We start from the raw sequence: 17,309 nt of genomic DNA, 5'->3' as shown, positions 1-17,309 counted from the left end.
GAGTATATCACAATCCAACAGGACTGATACCCTTGCGAGCTTATATGTAATAAAAAAGTTTTTTATCCTACCACGCAGTGAAATTCGGCGTAAGTAATTAATAGATTTTAGCGCAAAAATTTACGCTATTTTAACTTTTTTGTTGCCTAGGACAACGTTTTGGTCGGCAGTATACACGACATCCATCTGGTTTTTAATCAATTAAAGCTCATCAAACGCTTCTAATGCCTCTGATAATTTCTTAACACCGTGTATTTGCATGCCGGCAATCCCTCCTTTAGGCAGGTTTGCGGATGGAACGATTGCTCGCTTAAAGCCATGTTTATAAGCCTCCATCAATCGCTCTTGCCCACTAGGCACAGGACGAATCTCCCCCGCCAATCCAACCTCACCGAAGACCACCACGTCTTTTGCCAGCGGTCTATCTTTAAAGCTGGATAGTAATGCCATAACCAACGCAAGATCAGCACTGGTTTCAGTCACCTTTACGCCTCCCACTACATTAACAAAAACGTCCTGATCCGCCATTTGCAGACCACCATGTTTATGTAATACAGCCAGCAGGAGTGATAATCGATTCTGTTCAAGTCCAACCGCAACACGCCTTGGGTTCGCTAACTGAGAATAATCAACCAATGCTTGAATCTCTACCAATAGCGGACGTGTCCCTTCCCAGACCACCATTACAGAGCTGCCCGCGGTTTCTTCTTCTCCACGAGAAAGAAAAATAGCTGAAGGGTTAGTAACCTCTTTCAGTCCTTGCCCCGTCATAGCAAACACACCCAACTCGTTCACCGCGCCAAATCGGTTTTTATGGCTGCGAAGAGTACGAAAGCGGCTATCTGTTCCACCATCAAGTAATACGGAACAATCAATAATATGTTCCAGAACCTTAGGCCCTGCCAGAGTTCCATCTTTGGTAACATGACCAACAATGAAAACCGCAACATTATTCTGCTTAGCGTAGCGAGTTAACGTTGTTGCAGACTCTCTAACCTGAGCAACGCTACCCGGCGACGATTGAACATCAGCCACATGCATCACCTGAATGGAATCGATTACCATGATTCTAGGTTGCTCTTTCTCAGCAATCTGGCAGATTTTATCGACATTTGTTTCTGACAACATCTTCAAATGGTCTTTGGGTAAACCCAATCGAGAAGCTCGCATTGCCACTTGTTGCAATGACTCTTCACCAGTGACGTAAAGGGTTGGCATATCAGCAGATAAGCGACACATTGTTTGCAGCAATAATGTCGACTTACCAGCACCGGGACTACCACCAATCAAGATTGCCGCTCCAGGTACAATCCCCCCCCCGAGAACTCGATCTAATTCTTGAAAACTACTAGAAAATCGGGGAACTTCTTGTAAATTAATTTCGGATAAAACTTGTACACTGGACTCTGTTGCCGAACCGGCATAACCCGCAAGCCTTTCATTCCTTGCAACTTGTGGTGAAGCGGCCATACGCACTTCAGTGATGGTGTTCCATGCACCACAAGCATTACACTGCCCTTGCCAGCGAGGGAAATCCGCGCCACAATCGTTACAAACATAAGCTCTTTTAACTTTTGCCATACAACCTCAAGAAATACCTATTATTATCGAGTTATACTATTAAACAAATCAGCAGCACGGCCGATATAATGCGTAAGGGACGATACTTTAGCAGAACTCTATCAAAAATATGCAGCAATCTGAATTACTCTCACTCGTTGAAAAACTGATTCCAGTATATGGAGCCCCGGATTTCGATCTCGTTTTAGGTCAGTTGACTGAAGACGCGCCTCCCTCTGCCAAAGTGATCGCAAAAATGGAGCTGAATAGACTGATGGCTCCATGCACTAAGTCCATAGACTTACGTGGCAGAGTTCAAGGCGAATGTAGGGAGTATAAGCTCGATGGCAGAATCCACTGGCTAGATGATGTTGCCATTAACTCTTATCATAAGAAAATAAAACGTTTTGGTGGCTACACGGAAGGTGTCTACGAAGCGATGGTCAATACTCGCAACAACTTCCGAGTGATGCATCAAAATGAAAAAGCCGCTCATCACCCTAATTCTGATGCTCCCGAAAGCCCTTTTGCTGTAGAGACCATCAAACTAGGTATGATCCTGCACCGGCAGGAAAAACGCCTTAAGCTATCAACCCAAGTTACCATTGAGCTCCCAGACGGTCATCTCATTCATGCAACCAGCGTCGACCTTTCCAATTCTGGTGTTAAGTTAAAAGTTCCCACCGCTTTTGAGTACAGCCTGGGTGCCGTCATTCAAGCGCATTTTACTGAACTGGAACAAGAGACAGACATTGCAGAACTAAATAACCGAATCGATTATCGCGTCATTGGTATTGATGAGTGCCAAGAAAATGAAAGCATTCGTTGGTTACGTGCTTTACGGTTGACCGATACAGATGTTATCGCTCGCGCGATAGAAGTCTCTCTAGATAGCTCAAGCAAGAAAGCAAGCCACGATAATCAAGATAAGATTCTTCAAGCTCGCACTCACGGTTATGAGCATACTTATATAAAGCACACGCCGAACCTACCGCTGCTCTTTTGTGGTAGCGAACTCAAATATGCCTTATTAAATAATCATAACCATGATACTTGGCGCTACTGGCACGATGAACGATTTCAACAAGGATTTGGTGCACTGTTCAGTCCACAACGTATGTCTGAACTTGCTAAATCAGGGGTGAGAAACTCGAGTAACGTTATTTATGCGTTTACCCATGAACACCAAGGGAAAACGTTACATTATTCAATGATGTTGCCAGAAGCGACACGTCAAGAACGACAGCTGTTTTGGCATACTGCGGCCAGACGTTGCAGCTGGAAAGTCTATCGTATTCATATGTTTGAACTCAACTATGAAGAGAAAGCAAAGTTCGCCAACTATGGTGAAGGTATCGATCTTGAAAAGAACCCGATAACTCACTTAGGGGTGTTACAAGAGATCTCAAATGCCAGTTCAAAAAGAGACTATCAACTCACCGCTAAACCCGATCTCGATACCAGTGTTCTAAATAAATTTAGACATCCAAGAAAAATTACAGGCAATCCAAAAGGCATCTATTTTGATGCAATTTCTCGCCGCAAAGAGCAACGATTCCTATTTCAATCCCCGATCAATTTTGAGTCCGAAGGAAACGCTGTTATTTCAGGCACGACAATCAACTTTTCTTCACAAGGCCTGTTTGTAAAACTGAACACCCCTCTTATATCTAAAATTGGCAATCTGGCAAAAATCAGTTTCAAAGAGCTACAATTTTACGATGAAAAGGCACCATTAACTCAAGTACCTTATAACATTGTTTGTATCAGCCCAGATGGTTTAAATATTCACTTAGCAGTAGAAGACAGCAGCAAAACCAGCCGTACCATTCACTTTTTGAAAAAATTGATATCCCATAATAAAAACAAATTGAACGCTATCGATGAGTTACTGCCAAGTGAAGAGATGCTGAACATCATTTATGAGTCTATTCTGACGCGACTAGTCAGCACGCCATACTATGTTTCAAAAGTAGATAAAATTCTTCAGCCTATCGCCATTGGCGTTAACTACCCATTAGCTCCCTACTTGAAACTGTTCCAAGATCAGACCAAGAAGAATCACTTCTCTTTAGAAAGTGTGTTTAAAAAACGCAGCGCCCGCTTATTGAAAGACCCACTGCGGCCAATTACCCCTTTAAATATCACTTACAACGACATTTACATTGCCGTGATCAAGAACCAGTTTGGCGAAGTGGAAACGATTCATACCAAGCTTGAAGGTGAATTTGCTAATCTGCAGGAAAGAATTCGATTTATTAAAAAGTCAAAACAGCTGGGAGAGTTTTATTCACTACGACTTTCAGGTATCCCGGTAGAAAACTCAATAACAAAAATTTTAAGCAAGAAGCTCAGTAAACTCGCCAGTGGCTCTTTTCATCAAACTAAGTCATTAGAAAAAGAGTTTGCTTCTATTATTGGCTTCGGTGAATTTATCGATGTATCAGAAGAGGTATTGATCAGGTTAGAGTTAACCTGATCAATCAGCCGTGATTATCACTTCACAATAATCATTTCATAATAGAAACAGAAAGCGCACACAGAACGCCACCTAAGCCGGCATACCTCACTGCAACTTGAGCTTGTTGCTCGACCTTAGGTTTGGCATGGTACGCCACCCCTAACCCAGCCACTCCCATCATAATAAGATCATTGGCGCCATCTCCAACTGCAACGGTATTGCCCATGTCAATGGCATACTCTTTGGCTAACTTTTCTAAAATCTCAGCTTTGCTATTCGCGCTAACAACCTCTCCGACAACATTCCCTGTAAGTCGACCGTCGGCAATATCCAGTACATTCGACTGAGCATAATCCAGCTCTAATGTCTCTTTAAGGTAGTCTGAAAAATAGGTAAAACCACCGGATGCAATCGCAGTCTTCCAACCATAATGTTTTAATGAAGCAATCAGTAACTTCAAATCAGGCATCAACGGCAGGGTTAACCTAACTTGCTGCAAAATCGCCTCATCCGCTCCTTTTAAAGCCGCGACTCTTTGTCTCAAGCTCTGCTCAAAATCCAACTCACCTTGCATTGCACGCTCAGTTATCTCAGATACCAGCTCACCTACACCAGCAAGTTTGGCTATTTCATCAATGCACTCAATTTGGATAACCGTTGAATCCATATCAAACACAATCAATCCCGGTTTAGATAAGTCAGGAATATCCGCGACTTCAGCATAATCGATATTCATGCTGTTAAGAATCGTTTGATGCTTGCTGGTTAGTCTTCCCGGCATTAACGCCACATCATACGAACCCACTTTCCATACATCCAAAATTGGCGTGTATTCTCCCAACTTAAAATCGAGCTCTTCAAACTGAGTTGATGTTAAAGAAGAAGAAAAGACAATCCACTGACCATCACCACTTACTTCCTTTGAAGAAAACCGAGTTATCGGAAAACGTTCTTTCAATTCTGCACTTTTTTCTATCTGCAACATATCTACCGCGTCCATGCCTATCATTTTTGTCATTATAAGAACGTTACCCTATTGCAATTTCAAAAGGCAAGCGCCAATATGTTCAAAGCTTAAAAAAAGAGCCTAATACAGTTAAATGCCTATGAAAACATCTCTGTTCTCCCTTCGATTGTTTATAAAAGTCATCGCCATCATCGCTTTGGTGCTTATGTTTATATATACCGCACAAAACAGTGTGCTCATTAGTAAAGGCAATGAACAGATACAATCTCGACAATTAGAAACTCTCACTAAGGTCTTGGTCACTCAAGCGGCTCTTTCTGCGAGCAATATGATTGCCAATAGTGAACAAGAAAGGTTATTAACTCTTACGGATCAACTGGCAAAAGAGAGACTCGTGTTCGATGCCACCATTTATAACTCCGAAGGAGTGAAACTGGCATCCAGTGCTGACGCGAAATCCGCCAGAGAAATATTGGGCTTAGATACGCCATTGGAAACCGCAAGTATCGGCAGGTTACAGCTGGTTGAACCTATTTTGGATAGTGACAGATTGATTGGCTATGTCCGAATCACTTTCGAGAAAGGAATGGTGACTGCTATTTCTGATCATCATTACCGTAAAAGCGATCGCTATATGTACATCATGATCGTGATGGGCTTTATCAGTGGTATGTTGATCACTCTCATTTTAAAACGTAAGCCCAAAACCAAAGGCGATAATCTGCTGCTAAATAAGTTAAAAAGTAAATCGTAATAGCAACCGGACAAAATCACCTCAGATATAAAAAAACCTCACTAATAACGATTAGCGAGGTTTTTTATTTTGGCTACTGTCTAATGTTCAGACAATAACGGCAAAAGAGACGATTACTCGTCGCCCAGAAGAACTGAGTCTAGAGCGATTACCATCATTTCGTTGAACGTAGTTGCACGCTCTTCAGAAGTGGTTTGGTCGCCTGTTTTAATGTGGTCAGATACAGTACAGATAGCAAGCGCTTTTGCACCGTATTCAGCAGCAACACCGTAGATGCCAGCCGCTTCCATTTCAACACCAACGATGCCGTACTTGTCCATTACGTCGAACATTTCTGGATCTGGCGTGTAGAAAAGCTCAGCTGAGAATAGGTTACCTACTTTTACATCGATACCACGAGCTTTTGCCGCTTCTTCTGCAGCCTTCACCATTTTATAGTCAGCGATAGCAGCAAAATCATGACCTTTAAAGCGAATACGGTTCACTTTAGAGTCAGTACTTGCGCCCATACCGATTACAACGTCGCGTACTTTGATATCTTCGCTAACCGCACCACAGCTACCAACACGAATAATTTTCTTAACACCAAAGTCTTTAATAAGCTCTGTAACATAGATTGAGCATGATGGGATACCCATACCATGACCCATAACAGAAATCTTACGGCCTTTATACGTACCCGTATAACCGTACATGTTTCTTACATCACACACTTGAACAACATCATCAAGAAATGTTTCAGCAATATATTTTGCACGTAGCGGGTCACCCGGCATTAAAACAACGTCAGCAAACGCGCCCATTTCAGCATTAATGTGTGGAGTTGCCATCAATTTATCCTTTAAAATTTGATTAAACGTTCAATCACATCAGGCGGCCAACTTATCAGACAGCCTGATGCGGTTATTCATTACAAAAAGTTTTTACCATAATCCATATCGGATGTGCCAAAGTATTCAGCTAAGCTTTGACCGATATCAGCAAATGAAGTGCGTAGACCTAATGATCCTGGCGCAACTTTCTCACCGTATACTAATACAGGGATATGCTCACGAGTATGATCGGTACCAGGCCATGTTGGATCACAACCGTGGTCTGCTGTCATAATCACAACATCATCTTCTTTCAAAATAGCCAAAAGTTCAGGGATACGGCTATCGAAATACTCTAGTGCCGCAGCATAACCTGCAACATCACGACGGTGACCATAAGCAGAGTCAAAATCAACAAAGTTGGTAAACACAATGGTGTTATCGCCAGCTTCTTTCACTTGCTCTAACGTGGCATTAAACAGATCTTCTAAGCCCGTTTTTTTCACTTTCTTAGTGATACCACAGTTGGCATAGATATCGGCAATTTTACCGATAGAGATAACATCTCCGCCTTTTTCATCAACCAATTTTTGTAGAACAGTGGCTGCTGGTGGCTCTACAGATAGATCACGACGGTTACCAGTACGTGCAAACTCACCGGCTTTTGGCCCAATAAATGGACGAGCAATGACACGACCAATGTTATAGTCTTCTAGCTCTTCTCTGGCAATTTGGCACAGCTCTAATAGATTATCTAAGCCGTATGTTTCTTCATGACAAGCGATCTGAAACACAGAGTCAGCAGAGGTATAAAAAATCGGCTTACCTGTTGTCATATGCTCTTCACCCAAGTCATCTAAAACTTGAGTACCTGACGCATGGCAATTGCCCAAATAACCCGGAAGATTAGCACGCTTAACAATACGGTCTAATAGCTCCTTAGGAAAACTGTTGGTCTTATCGGTGAAGTAGCCCCACTCAAATAACACAGGAACACCGGCAATTTCCCAGTGACCTGACGGAGTATCTTTACCTGAAGAGATTTCCGCAGCATGACCATAAGCACCAATAATCTCTGCATCTTCATCTAACCCTTTAGGGAATGAACCTGTAGACTCTTTTGCTGCAAGCCCTAAACCAAGCTTAGAGAGGTTAGGTAGCGTTAATGGGCCTTTACGAATTTCGTTATCGGCTAGGCCATTAGCACAATGCTCAGCAATGTGGCCTAATGTGTCAGAGCCTACATCACCAAACTTATCTGCATCAGCTGAAGCACCGATACCGAATGAATCTAAAACTAAAATAATCGATCTTTTCATCATATTCTCCATCAGATGCTGTTACACATCTTCCGCACGAATTTGGCGGTAAACATCTGGGGTTGCTATATATTCATCACTTCCAACGGTAATCGCTTGTTGAAGTGCATCCGCAGCTTCTTGCCATTGTTGCTCACTTCGAGCATGAATAACCGCTAAAGGCTTGTTGTCATCGGCAATTTCACCAAGACGAATAAAGCTCTCGAAACCAACGGCATAATCAATGCTATCTGTTGCGACACGACGGCCACCACCCATTCCAACAACAGCCATGCCGATTGCTCGGGTATCCATTGCAGAAACAGTACCGCTCTCTTTAGCATATACTGGTTTCACAATTTCAGCTTGATCTAGATAGTTTTGGTAATTTTCGACAAAATCAGCCGGGCCACCTAAGCCAGCAACCATCTTACCGAACTTCTCTGCCGCCGCACCATTATCCAATACAGCTTGCAGTTTCGCTCTTGCTTCTGTTGAATCTTTAGCAAGATTACCTAGCACCAACATCTCGGCACATGATGCCATCGTCACTTCAAATAGACGAGGGTTACGGTATTCACCGGTTAAGAAACGAACCGCTTCTTTAACTTCAAGAGCATTACCCGCTGAAGAAGCCAACACCTGATTCATGTCAGTAAGAATAGCAGTCGTTTTGGTTCCTGCTCCATTCGCCACGGCAACAATCGATCTCGCTAACTCTTCAGACGCTTCGTAAGTTGGCATAAATGCACCAGAACCTACTTTTACATCCATAACGAGAGACTGAAGGCCAGCCGCTAATTTCTTAGACAGGATAGAAGCAGTAATCAACGAGATGTTGTCTACTGTCGCGGTAATATCTCTTGTGGCATAAACGCGTTTGTCTGCTGGAGCTAAATCACCCGTTTGACCAATAATCGCGACGCCAGCTTCTTTAGTTACATTACCAAACACATCATTTGTCGGTGTAATGTTATAACCTGGGATCGACTCTAACTTATCTAGAGTGCCACCAGTATGACCAAGACCACGACCAGAGATCATAGGAACAAAACCACCACATGCCGCCACCATAGGACCAAGCATTAATGAGGTAACATCCCCGACACCACCTGTAGAGTGTTTATCGACAATTGGACCATCAAAGTTCATATGGTCCCAATCAATAACCATCCCAGAATCACGCATTGCACACGTAAGAGCAATACGCTCTGGCATAGTCATTTCATTAAAGAAAATCGCCATTGCGAATGCTGCAATCTGGCCTTCTGATACGGTTTCTTTAGCAACACCCTGAATAAAGAAGTTGATCTCTTCAGAGGTTAGGACTTCACCGTCACGTTTTCTACGAATAATTTCTTGAGGTAAAAACATTAGAATTTCTCCCGATGTTGATTCATTTATGAAGGGCAAAATGAAGATGGAACCTAGTATGGTTCCATCTTAGTCAGTACGAATTAGTATGCTGCTGGGTCTGCAGTTTCGTCTGTTACTTCTAATGTGTTTAGTAAGTTAGTTAGTAGGCTAGATGCACCAAAACGGTAGTGCATGTTGTCTGCCCAGTCACCACCAAGAATGTCGTCAGCCATAGCTAAGAACTGAGCGGCATCTTCAGCAGTACGAACGCCACCAGCAGGCTTAAAGCCGACTGTTTTAGCAACGCCCATATCACGAATAACCTTCAGCATAATTTCTGCTGCTTCTGGTGTCGCGTTTACAGGTACTTTACCTGTTGATGTTTTAATGAAATCAGCACCGGCTTCAATTGATAGCTCAGATGCACGCTTAATTAGCGCTTCTTCTTTTAGTTCACCGGTTTCGATAATCACTTTAAGAAGTGTATCGCCACAAGCTTGTTTAACTTGTTTTACAAGCTCGAAACCTGTTTTTTCATCACCAGCAATAAGCGTGCGGTATGGGAAAACCACATCAACTTCATCTGCACCATAAGCGATAGCAGCGTTGGTTTCAGCTACTGCGATATCAATATCATCGTTACCGTGTGGGAAGTTAGTTACTGTTGCGATACGAACTTCTGGTGTTCCTTGCTCGCGAAGCGTTTTCTTAGCGATAGGAATAAATCGTGGGTAAATACAGATAGCAGCAGTGTTACCTACTGCTGTTTTTGCGTCATGACAAAGAGAGATCACTTTTTCATCAGTGTCATCATCATTTAACGTCGTTAAATCCATTAGTTTAAGTGCACGTAGAGCTGCTGCTTTTAAATCGCTCATTTCTATCTCCGATCAATAAATTCAATTTGTTTTCCAAAATCACTAACTGTTCATCTGATAATCATGACATCAGGCTTAATGATTTCAGTTACGAAATGAACGGACTTGGTTCCTTGAAGACTCAGTATCTAAAAATACCAATTGCAATCCTTGTCACCGCACAGTACCAATATAATTTCGACTCAATAGCGATAAGCTGATTAGGTCGTTGGCACAACAATCATCAATGATTGCGGTGTCTAAATCTTGATGCTTAGCATCTAATCCAGTTTGCGGTTTGAGCTAACTAAAAAATCGTTCAATTATCCATTGGTACGCTACCCCACCAAGATACACACCAACGATACCCATTACTCCGGGTAATACAGGGGGTGCAGGTATTGGTAACTTAATCGCTGAAAACAGCACACCAACAGCAAAACCAGCAATTGTTGCGAGGATAACTTCATTCATCGTTATATCTCCAACTTATCTAGATTGTTTATATTATAGGTATAAACGAAAAATGTGACACCATCGACTTTTCAAGCAAACGGTTTGTATCTCAAAAAGTCACTTGGTTATTGAAAATTATTCGTTTACACCTTCGCATTTAATCTAATTAAAGCTTAAAAACGAAAAAACACCGCAACAATTTCTTGTTACGGTGTTTACTCTTTCTTTCTTAATCAGTAATTACATTGCTGCAAGACTGATGCAGAAGCCAGCGATAGTTGCAGCCATTAGGTTAGAAAGCGTACCAGCGGCAACAGCTTTAACACCCATGCGAGCGATATCGTGACGACGTCCAGGTGCAATACCACCTAGACCACCAAGTAGAATCGCAATAGAAGAAAGGTTTGCGAAACCACATAGTGCGAATGAGATAATTGCCGTAGTCTTAGTAGACATTACTTGACCAGTTGCTTCAACAACTTGTGCTGTTTCACCAACGTATGGTACGAAGTTTAAGTATGCTACGAATTCGTTCACAATCAGTTTTTGACCGATGAATGAACCAGCAAGAGTTGCTTCTTCCCATGGCACACCGATTAGGAATGCTAGTGGAGAGAATACATAACCAAGGATTAGCTCAAGGCTTAGCTCAGGCATACCAACCCAACCACCGATGCCACCAAGCATACCGTTGATTAGAGCGATAAGGCCGATGAATGCGATAAGCATTGCACCAACGTTTAGAGCAAGTTGCATACCAGCAGACGCACCACCAGCCGCAGCATCGATTACGTTAGCAGGTTTGTCATCACCATCGATGTCAGCATCGATGTTGTCTAGGAACTCTTCAGTTTCAGGCTTGATGATTTTAGCGAACAATAGACCACCAGGTGCAGCCATGAATGATGCCGCTACAAGGTACTCTAGAGGAACACCCATAGATGCATAACCTGCAAGAACACCACCAGCTACTGATGCTAGACCACCACACATTACAGCGAACAGCTCAGACTGTGTCATTTTAGGTACAAACGGACGAACCACTAAAGGTGCTTCAGTTTGACCTACAAAAATGTTAGCTGCTGCTGACATTGATTCAGCTTGTGAAGTACCAAGAGCTTTCTCTAGTGCACCACCAAGAATCTTGATTACCCACTGCATCGCACCGATGTAGTAAAGCACAGAGATTAGAGATGAGAAGAAGATTAATGTAGGTAGAACTTGGAATGCGAAAATGAAACCAAGACCATCTACAGAAAAGCTAACTAGGTTACCAAATAGGAAACTAGTACCACTTTTACCAAAGTCGATTACGCTAGCTACACCGCTAGAGAAACCACCTAGTAAATCACGACCCCAAGGTACGTAAAGAACGAATGCACCAAGGATAAATTGGATAGCGAAAGCGCCTCCAACAGTTCTTAAATTAATTGCTTTGCGGTTGTCAGATAGTAGTACTGCGATTGCAATCAGTACAACCATACCGACTAGGCTCATAAACAGGCTCATGGTTTATGACTTCCTTATATAGTTAAATGGCGTGTAACAAAATGGAGCTATAAAGCGGGAGCGATTATACTCAGACCCACCAATAGAAAGTAATATACAAATCACACTTTTGTAGTACCAAGTATGTTGATTCATTAGTTTTTGTGAAGGCAATCGCATTTACACTAGATTTTGTTCATAAAGCAAACATTTTGTTTTGTTTTTATTCACAATTCGTAAACACTGTCTTGCTATTTTCAAAAACCTGTTCTGCAACCGTTTGCTCAGATTCACTTCGCAACAAGATCAGCTCATTTAACACTTCTGCAACTCTTTCTGGCCGATTTTTTTGCCCTTGATAGCCGTTTAAAGGCATATCTGGCGCATCGGTTTCGAGCACTAAATAACGTAATGGCAACTTTGAAATGGTTTGTCGGGTTTTCTTTGCACGCAAATATGTGATCGTGCTCCCAACTCCAATGTAATAGCCAAGCTTGATATAGTCCATTGCCTCTTGATAACTGCCAGAAAAGCCGTGAATAACCCCTCCGGTGGTTAAATTTGCCTGTTTAAGCAGCTTCACCATTGTTTGTTGTGCCTTTCGACAATGTAATATCACGGGTAAGTGATGCTTGTTAGCCAACATAAGTTGCATAGCCAAGAGCTCAATTTGCTGCTGTTGCCCTTTTACCTGCTGTTCAACAAAAAAATCCAAACCACATTCACCAACCGCAACACATTTATCTGACCTTTCTGCTAATTGAGCATCTAGCAGTTGGATATCGCTTTCACTGTGTTTATCCATAAAGTAAGGATGCAGACCTAATGCGTAGTAAACCGCGTCATATTGCTGACTAATAGCAACCACTTTTTGCCAATTAAATGTGCCACACGCTGGAACGACAAACTTTTCCACCCCTTTATCTTGTGCCTGAGCGATAACAGCGGCTAAATCACCTTCAAACTGAGGAAAATCCAGATGGCAGTGGCTATCAATTAATCGGGCTTTCAAATTACTTCTCATCCTCTTTCTTCTTTATTACTGGATCTTTTTTTATCGGCACACAGCTACGTTTTTGTTCCGGAGTTAACCCCATCGACTTACACCACTGATCATAACGCTGCAACATCTTCTTTATCTTAATTCTCATACAAATCACCTCTAATAATCTAAATGAATACCAACTTATTTCTTATAAAAATAAATGAATGCTAAGTGTGACCCACTTGTAAAAACTAGACTTAGTTCAACAAAATTAGCTTAACATCAACACTTTTGTTTAACACACCGTGATCTAGTTGGCGATTTTCCGCCCATTTACCCTTATTCGCTGTGAGCTAATCGCTTTTTTTTTCGCTGAGCAAACGATAAAATTACTTGTTGTTTACGCGTTCTTACATAAGCAATCGATAAAGCTGAATTCTTTATCGAATTATACTAAAGCAAAAAAAATCGCTAATTTTTTTAACAGACTTGTTTATATAACGTAGGCTGTTACTTAATTGGATTACAAAATAGGGATTATAAAGTGAAAAAGACTACTCTTAAGCTATCTGCATTAGCACTCGCTGTTTCTTCATTCAGTGTTTTCGCTGCACCTAAGCCAGCCGTTATTTATGATACAGCTGGTAAATTCGACAAATCTTTTAACGAAGCTGTTTATCAGAATGGTGTAAAAGTACTTGAGTCAGAAAAAGGCGTAAAAGTACGTGAATTTGAACCACAAAATGAAGCACAGCGTGAGCAAGGTCTTCGTCGTCTAGCAAGCCGTGGTTTCAGCCCTATCGTTGCTGTTGGTTTTAACATGGCTTCTGCTGTTGAAAAAGTGGCAACTGAGTTCCCAGACATTCAATTTACTATCATCGATATGGTAGTAGATAAGCCAAACGTGCAATCTATCGTGTTTAAAGAGCACGAAGGTTCATTCCTAGTGGGTGCTCTTGCCGCTAAAGCATCTAAAACAGGTACTGTTGGCTTCATCGGTGGTATGGATATTCCACTGATTCGTAAGTTCCAGTGTGGTTACGAGCAAGGCGCTAAGTACGCAAACTCTGACGCAACTGTATTACAAAACATGACAGGTTCAACGCCTGCAGCATTTGCTGACCCAGCAAAAGGTTCTGAGCTTGCTAAATCTCAGTTCTCTCAAGGTGCAGACGTAGTCTATGCCGCTGCTGGTGGTACAGGTATGGGTGTTTATCAAGCGGCAAAAGACGCAGGTAAACTGGCTATCGGTGTTGATGCTAACCAAAACCACTTACAACCTGGCACCATGCTAACGTCAATGGTTAAACGTGTTGGTGTTGCAGCGAAGAATACTTGGACTGAAAGCATGGACGGTTCATGGGCTCCTGGTATCAAAGTTCTTGGTCTTAAAGAAGGCGGTGTAGCTTGGGCTCTTGATGACAACAACGCTAGCCTAATTACTCCTGAAATGAAGACATATGTAGCAGCTTTGGAAGCGGACATCATCTCCGGCAAGATCAAAGTTCATGACTACATGTCTGATAACACTTGTAACTACTAATTTATGTTACTGGTAGTTCAGTGATCTTTGCGCCGCTGCTTTCAGTATCAGCGGCGTATTATTTTGTAACATTGAAGTTCAGGTATATCTCGTGACTCAAACTCCAAATTACGCCATTGAGCTCAAACAGATCGATAAACGCTTTGGTGCAGTACATGCCAATAAAGCCATTGATTTGAGAGTTCCCGCAGGCACAATTCACGGTATCATTGGTGAAAATGGTGCTGGTAAATCCACGTTAATGAGCATCATCTACGGCTTTTATCATGCCGACAATGGATCAATGCTGGTAAACAATAAAGACTACAAACCATCAAATTCGCAAGAAGCGATTGCAGCGGGTATCGGTATGGTTCACCAACACTTTATGTTGGTTGAAAACTTTACTGTTATCGAAAATATAGTCCTTGGTGCAGAAAATGGCTGGAAGCTACAAGATAGTTTGAGTTCAGCACGAAAGAAACTTATCCAGATCGAAAAAGATTACGGTCTTGATGTTCCTTTAGATGCGATTGTTGGAGAGCTTCCAGTAGGCTTGCAGCAACGTGTCGAAATTCTTAAAGCCTTATATCGCGATGCTAAAATTCTCATTTTGGATGAGCCTACCGGGGTACTAACGCCTCAAGAAGCAGACCATCTCTTTAGCATTTTAAATAAGCTACGCGAGCAAGGCACTACTGTCATGATCATCACGCATAAGCTGCGTGAAGTATTAGCCATTACAGACAATATCTCTGTCATGCGCCAAGGTGGCATGGTAGAGCACGTCGTCACCGCCGAAACGGACCAAGAGCAGTTGGCCGAACTAATGGTGGGACGTAAAGTTCGGCTAAAAGTTGAAAAACAACCGGCCAATCCTAAGAAAGAACTCATTCAAGTCGAGAAGCTTAGCTACTTTGATGATGCAGGAGTACAACGCGTCAAAGAGATCAGTTTCTCTGTACGTGAAGGGGAAATTGTTGGTATCGCCGGGGTTTCGGGCAATGGTCAATCTGAAATTCTCGGATTGCTATCTGGTATTTTGAAACCTAAGTCAGGTTCAATCTCATTAAATAATCACACTCTTACGGCGGAGAGCCCTAAAGATCCTCAACAAGTCCGTGCAATTGGTGTTGGTCACATTCCTGAAGATCGACATAAACAGGGTTTGATTAATAAGTTTGAGGCTCAAGAAGCCTACATTCTTGGTTATCACAATTTGCCGAAATACAATAAAGGCTTATTGCAAGATAAAGCCGCTATTGAAGAGCACTGTCAAACGAGCATGGATAAGTGGGATGTTCGCCCTAATGATGTGCATTTAAAAACAGCCAACTTCTCTGGTGGTAATCAGCAAAAACTTGTTATTGCTCGTGAAATGGAAGAAAACCCAAATGTACTGCTTGTAGGTCAACCAACACGTGGGGTTGATATCGGTGCCATTGAGTATATCCACCAGCAGATCATTGCCAGTAGAGATGAAGGCAAAGCGGTTCTATTAGTCTCTGTAGAGCTGGATGAAATTCTTAGCCTAGCCGATAGAATTATCGTTGTTTTTGACGGGTCTATTGTGGGTGAAGTCAGTGCAGAGCAAGCCGATGAGAAGACGCTGGGTCTAATGATGGCAAACATCGTTCCTGAGCATCTAAAAGAAAACCAAGAACCCCAAGGAGAAGTATCATGAGTCAGGTAAAAGTTCCTGCTTGGGTAACCGTTGCACTGCTACCTGCCATTAACGTTTTAGTTGCGTTCTTGGTTTCCGCCCTACTGTTTATCTATATAGACATTAGCCCAATTGATGCGGCTAAAGTCATGTGGACGGGGGCATTTGGCTATGCTGAAGGCTTTGGTTATACACTTTACTATGCTACCGGTTTTGTCTTTACTGGTCTTGCCGTTTCTGTTGCATTCCACGCCGGTTTATTTAACATCGGTGGTGAAGGTCAAGCTTATATTGGTGGATTAGGCGTAGGTTTAATCTGTTTGACACTGGGTGAGTATGCACCTTGGTATATTGTTTTCCCATTTGCCATTCTAGCAGGTGGTCTATTTGGTGCAGCTTGGGCGTTTATTCCAGCTTATCTTCAGGCCAAACGTGGTTCACATATTGTAATCACCACCATTATGTTCAACTTTATCGCCGCCTCTTTAATGGCGTATTTGCTGGTTGACGTTCTAAAACCTGAAAATACCATGGCAACAGAAAGCCGTGTATTTGCCGTAAGTAGCTGGCTACCTAAGATGCACGAGATACTGGCGGTATTTGGTATCGAAATGGCTCCAAGCCCGCTAAACCTCAGTTTCTTCTTCTCTTTAGTATGCTGTGTGTTTGTATGGCTATTTATTTGGCACTCTCGCTGGGGATATGAAATTCGTTCTGTAGGTTCTAATCCATCGGCTGCAGGTTACGCCGGTATTAACTACATTAAGATTGTCGTTATTACTATGCTCATCTCCGGTATGCTTGCGGGCTTCTTTGGCCTTAACGTACTGCAAGGCGAGCTGCACCAGATAAAACTCAACTTTGTTGAAGGATTTGGCTTTACTGGTATTGCGGTAGCCTTGATGGGTCGAAACCATCCAATTGGGGTATTGCTGGCAAGTTTGCTGTTTGGCTTCCTTTATCAAGGTGGTGCCGAATTGAGCTTCGAATATGGTGTAGATAGAAACATCGTCGTGGTATTACAAGGTTTAGTTATCTTATTCTCTGGTGCACTAGAGCATATGTTTAGACCATCTCTTGAGCGTACCTACATTAAGTTGTTCGCTAAAACTGAAAATGGAGCGGCCTAA

15 protein-coding genes are annotated in these 17,309 nt (G+C 42.3%); 5 read left to right on the top strand and 10 right to left on the bottom strand.

Annotation, left to right across the window (positions count from 1 at the left end):
- Positions 1–201: 201 nt before the first annotated feature.
- Positions 202–1,581 (bottom strand): DNA repair protein RadA, encoded by a 1,380-nt coding sequence (gene radA / locus F0227_RS01330; protein ID WP_171751355.1) that lies wholly within the window; start codon positions 1,579–1,581, stop codon positions 202–204.
- Positions 1,582–1,690: 109 nt separating this feature from the next.
- Here radA and F0227_RS01325 point away from each other — a divergent pair, with 109 nt between their 5' ends.
- The gene (locus F0227_RS01325) at positions 1,691–4,039 is read left to right on the top strand and encodes a PilZ domain-containing protein (protein WP_171751354.1); all 2,349 of its coding nucleotides are present in this window, start codon (positions 1,691–1,693) and stop codon (positions 4,037–4,039) included.
- Positions 4,040–4,070: 31 nt separating this feature from the next.
- On the opposite strand, the gene serB is transcribed toward F0227_RS01325, so the two are convergent.
- On the bottom strand, positions 4,071–5,021 hold the full coding sequence (gene serB, locus F0227_RS01320; protein ID WP_171751453.1) for a phosphoserine phosphatase: 951 nt from the start codon (positions 5,019–5,021) through the stop codon (positions 4,071–4,073).
- A 106-nt stretch (positions 5,022–5,127) separates the two neighbouring features.
- Between serB and F0227_RS01315 the strand changes: the two genes are divergently transcribed.
- On the top strand, positions 5,128–5,742 hold the full coding sequence (locus F0227_RS01315) for an AhpA/YtjB family protein (protein WP_171751452.1): 615 nt from the start codon (positions 5,128–5,130) through the stop codon (positions 5,740–5,742).
- A 113-nt stretch (positions 5,743–5,855) separates the two neighbouring features.
- Here F0227_RS01315 and deoD read toward each other — a convergent pair whose 3' ends face one another.
- The 8 genes from deoD to F0227_RS01275 form a co-directional block, all read right to left on the bottom strand.
- A complete protein-coding gene (gene deoD, locus F0227_RS01310) occupies positions 5,856–6,572 on the bottom strand; it encodes a purine-nucleoside phosphorylase (protein WP_171751353.1) in 717 nt (238 codons plus the stop codon).
- Between the two features lie 80 nt (positions 6,573–6,652).
- Positions 6,653–7,873, bottom strand: coding sequence for a phosphopentomutase (deoB, locus tag F0227_RS01305; RefSeq protein ID WP_171751352.1), 1,221 nt, complete (start codon positions 7,871–7,873; stop codon positions 6,653–6,655).
- Positions 7,874–7,894: 21 nt separating this feature from the next.
- On the bottom strand, positions 7,895–9,226 hold the full coding sequence (gene deoA / locus F0227_RS01300) for a thymidine phosphorylase (RefSeq protein ID WP_171751351.1): 1,332 nt from the start codon (positions 9,224–9,226) through the stop codon (positions 7,895–7,897).
- A gap of 83 nt (positions 9,227–9,309) precedes the next feature.
- Entirely contained in the window at positions 9,310–10,086 is a 777-nt protein-coding gene (gene deoC, locus F0227_RS01295) for a deoxyribose-phosphate aldolase (protein WP_171751350.1), read from the bottom strand.
- A gap of 282 nt (positions 10,087–10,368) precedes the next feature.
- Positions 10,369–10,539 (bottom strand): DUF1427 family protein, encoded by a 171-nt coding sequence (locus F0227_RS01290; RefSeq protein ID WP_171751349.1) that lies wholly within the window; start codon positions 10,537–10,539, stop codon positions 10,369–10,371.
- Positions 10,540–10,761: 222 nt separating this feature from the next.
- Entirely contained in the window at positions 10,762–12,030 is a 1,269-nt protein-coding gene (locus F0227_RS01285) for a NupC/NupG family nucleoside CNT transporter (protein ID WP_171751348.1), read from the bottom strand.
- Positions 12,031–12,232: 202 nt separating this feature from the next.
- The gene (locus F0227_RS01280; RefSeq protein WP_171751347.1) at positions 12,233–13,033 is read right to left on the bottom strand and encodes a TatD family hydrolase; all 801 of its coding nucleotides are present in this window, start codon (positions 13,031–13,033) and stop codon (positions 12,233–12,235) included.
- Positions 13,023–13,160 carry a DUF5363 family protein gene (locus F0227_RS01275; RefSeq protein ID WP_171751346.1) on the bottom strand — a complete coding sequence of 46 codons (138 nt, stop codon included), beginning with the start codon at positions 13,158–13,160 and terminating at the stop codon, positions 13,023–13,025. Before F0227_RS01275 ends, F0227_RS01280 begins: the two co-directional genes overlap by 11 nt.
- Before the next feature lie 378 nt (positions 13,161–13,538).
- Between F0227_RS01275 and F0227_RS01270 the strand changes: the two genes are divergently transcribed.
- The 3 genes from F0227_RS01270 (at position 13,539) to F0227_RS01260 (ending at position 17,309) form a co-directional block, all read left to right on the top strand.
- On the top strand, positions 13,539–14,537 hold the full coding sequence (locus F0227_RS01270) for a BMP family ABC transporter substrate-binding protein (RefSeq protein WP_171751345.1): 999 nt from the start codon (positions 13,539–13,541) through the stop codon (positions 14,535–14,537).
- 91 nt (positions 14,538–14,628) lie between these two features.
- Complete coding sequence (locus tag F0227_RS01265; RefSeq protein ID WP_171751344.1) at positions 14,629–16,200, top strand: ATP-binding cassette domain-containing protein; 1,572 nt, start codon at positions 14,629–14,631, stop codon at positions 16,198–16,200.
- Positions 16,197–17,309: an ABC transporter permease gene (locus tag F0227_RS01260; protein WP_171751343.1), complete on the top strand. Its 1,113-nt coding sequence runs from the start codon at positions 16,197–16,199 to the stop codon at positions 17,307–17,309. Before F0227_RS01265 ends, F0227_RS01260 begins: the two co-directional genes overlap by 4 nt.

Source organism: Vibrio sp. 99-8-1 (assembly GCF_013114595.1).
Lineage (GTDB): Bacteria > Pseudomonadota > Gammaproteobacteria > Enterobacterales > Vibrionaceae > Vibrio.
The sequence above is the reverse complement of the archived record's forward strand: the minus strand, read 5'-3'. Positions and strand labels throughout refer to the sequence as shown.

What these genes read in the sequence shown, in the direction of transcription:
- radA (WP_171751355.1), bottom strand. Translation starts at nt 1,581, where the DNA reads ATGGCAAAAGTTAAAAGAGCTTATGTTTGTAACGATTGTGGCGCGGAT.
- F0227_RS01325 (WP_171751354.1), top strand. Translation starts at nt 1,691, where the DNA reads ATGCAGCAATCTGAATTACTCTCACTCGTTGAAAAACTGATTCCAGTA.
- serB (WP_171751453.1), bottom strand. Translation starts at nt 5,021, where the DNA reads ATGGACGCGGTAGATATGTTGCAGATAGAAAAAAGTGCAGAATTGAAA.
- F0227_RS01315 (WP_171751452.1), top strand. Translation starts at nt 5,128, where the DNA reads ATGAAAACATCTCTGTTCTCCCTTCGATTGTTTATAAAAGTCATCGCC.
- deoD (WP_171751353.1), bottom strand. Translation starts at nt 6,572, where the DNA reads ATGGCAACTCCACACATTAATGCTGAAATGGGCGCGTTTGCTGACGTT.
- deoB (WP_171751352.1), bottom strand. Translation starts at nt 7,873, where the DNA reads ATGAAAAGATCGATTATTTTAGTTTTAGATTCATTCGGTATCGGTGCT.
- deoA (WP_171751351.1), bottom strand. Translation starts at nt 9,226, where the DNA reads ATGTTTTTACCTCAAGAAATTATTCGTAGAAAACGTGACGGTGAAGTC.
- deoC (WP_171751350.1), bottom strand. Translation starts at nt 10,086, where the DNA reads ATGAGCGATTTAAAAGCAGCAGCTCTACGTGCACTTAAACTAATGGAT.
- F0227_RS01290 (WP_171751349.1), bottom strand. Translation starts at nt 10,539, where the DNA reads ATGAATGAAGTTATCCTCGCAACAATTGCTGGTTTTGCTGTTGGTGTG.
- F0227_RS01285 (WP_171751348.1), bottom strand. Translation starts at nt 12,030, where the DNA reads ATGAGCCTGTTTATGAGCCTAGTCGGTATGGTTGTACTGATTGCAATC.
- F0227_RS01280 (WP_171751347.1), bottom strand. Translation starts at nt 13,033, where the DNA reads ATGAGAAGTAATTTGAAAGCCCGATTAATTGATAGCCACTGCCATCTG.
- F0227_RS01275 (WP_171751346.1), bottom strand. Translation starts at nt 13,160, where the DNA reads ATGAGAATTAAGATAAAGAAGATGTTGCAGCGTTATGATCAGTGGTGT.
- F0227_RS01260 (WP_171751343.1), top strand. Translation starts at nt 16,197, where the DNA reads ATGAGTCAGGTAAAAGTTCCTGCTTGGGTAACCGTTGCACTGCTACCT.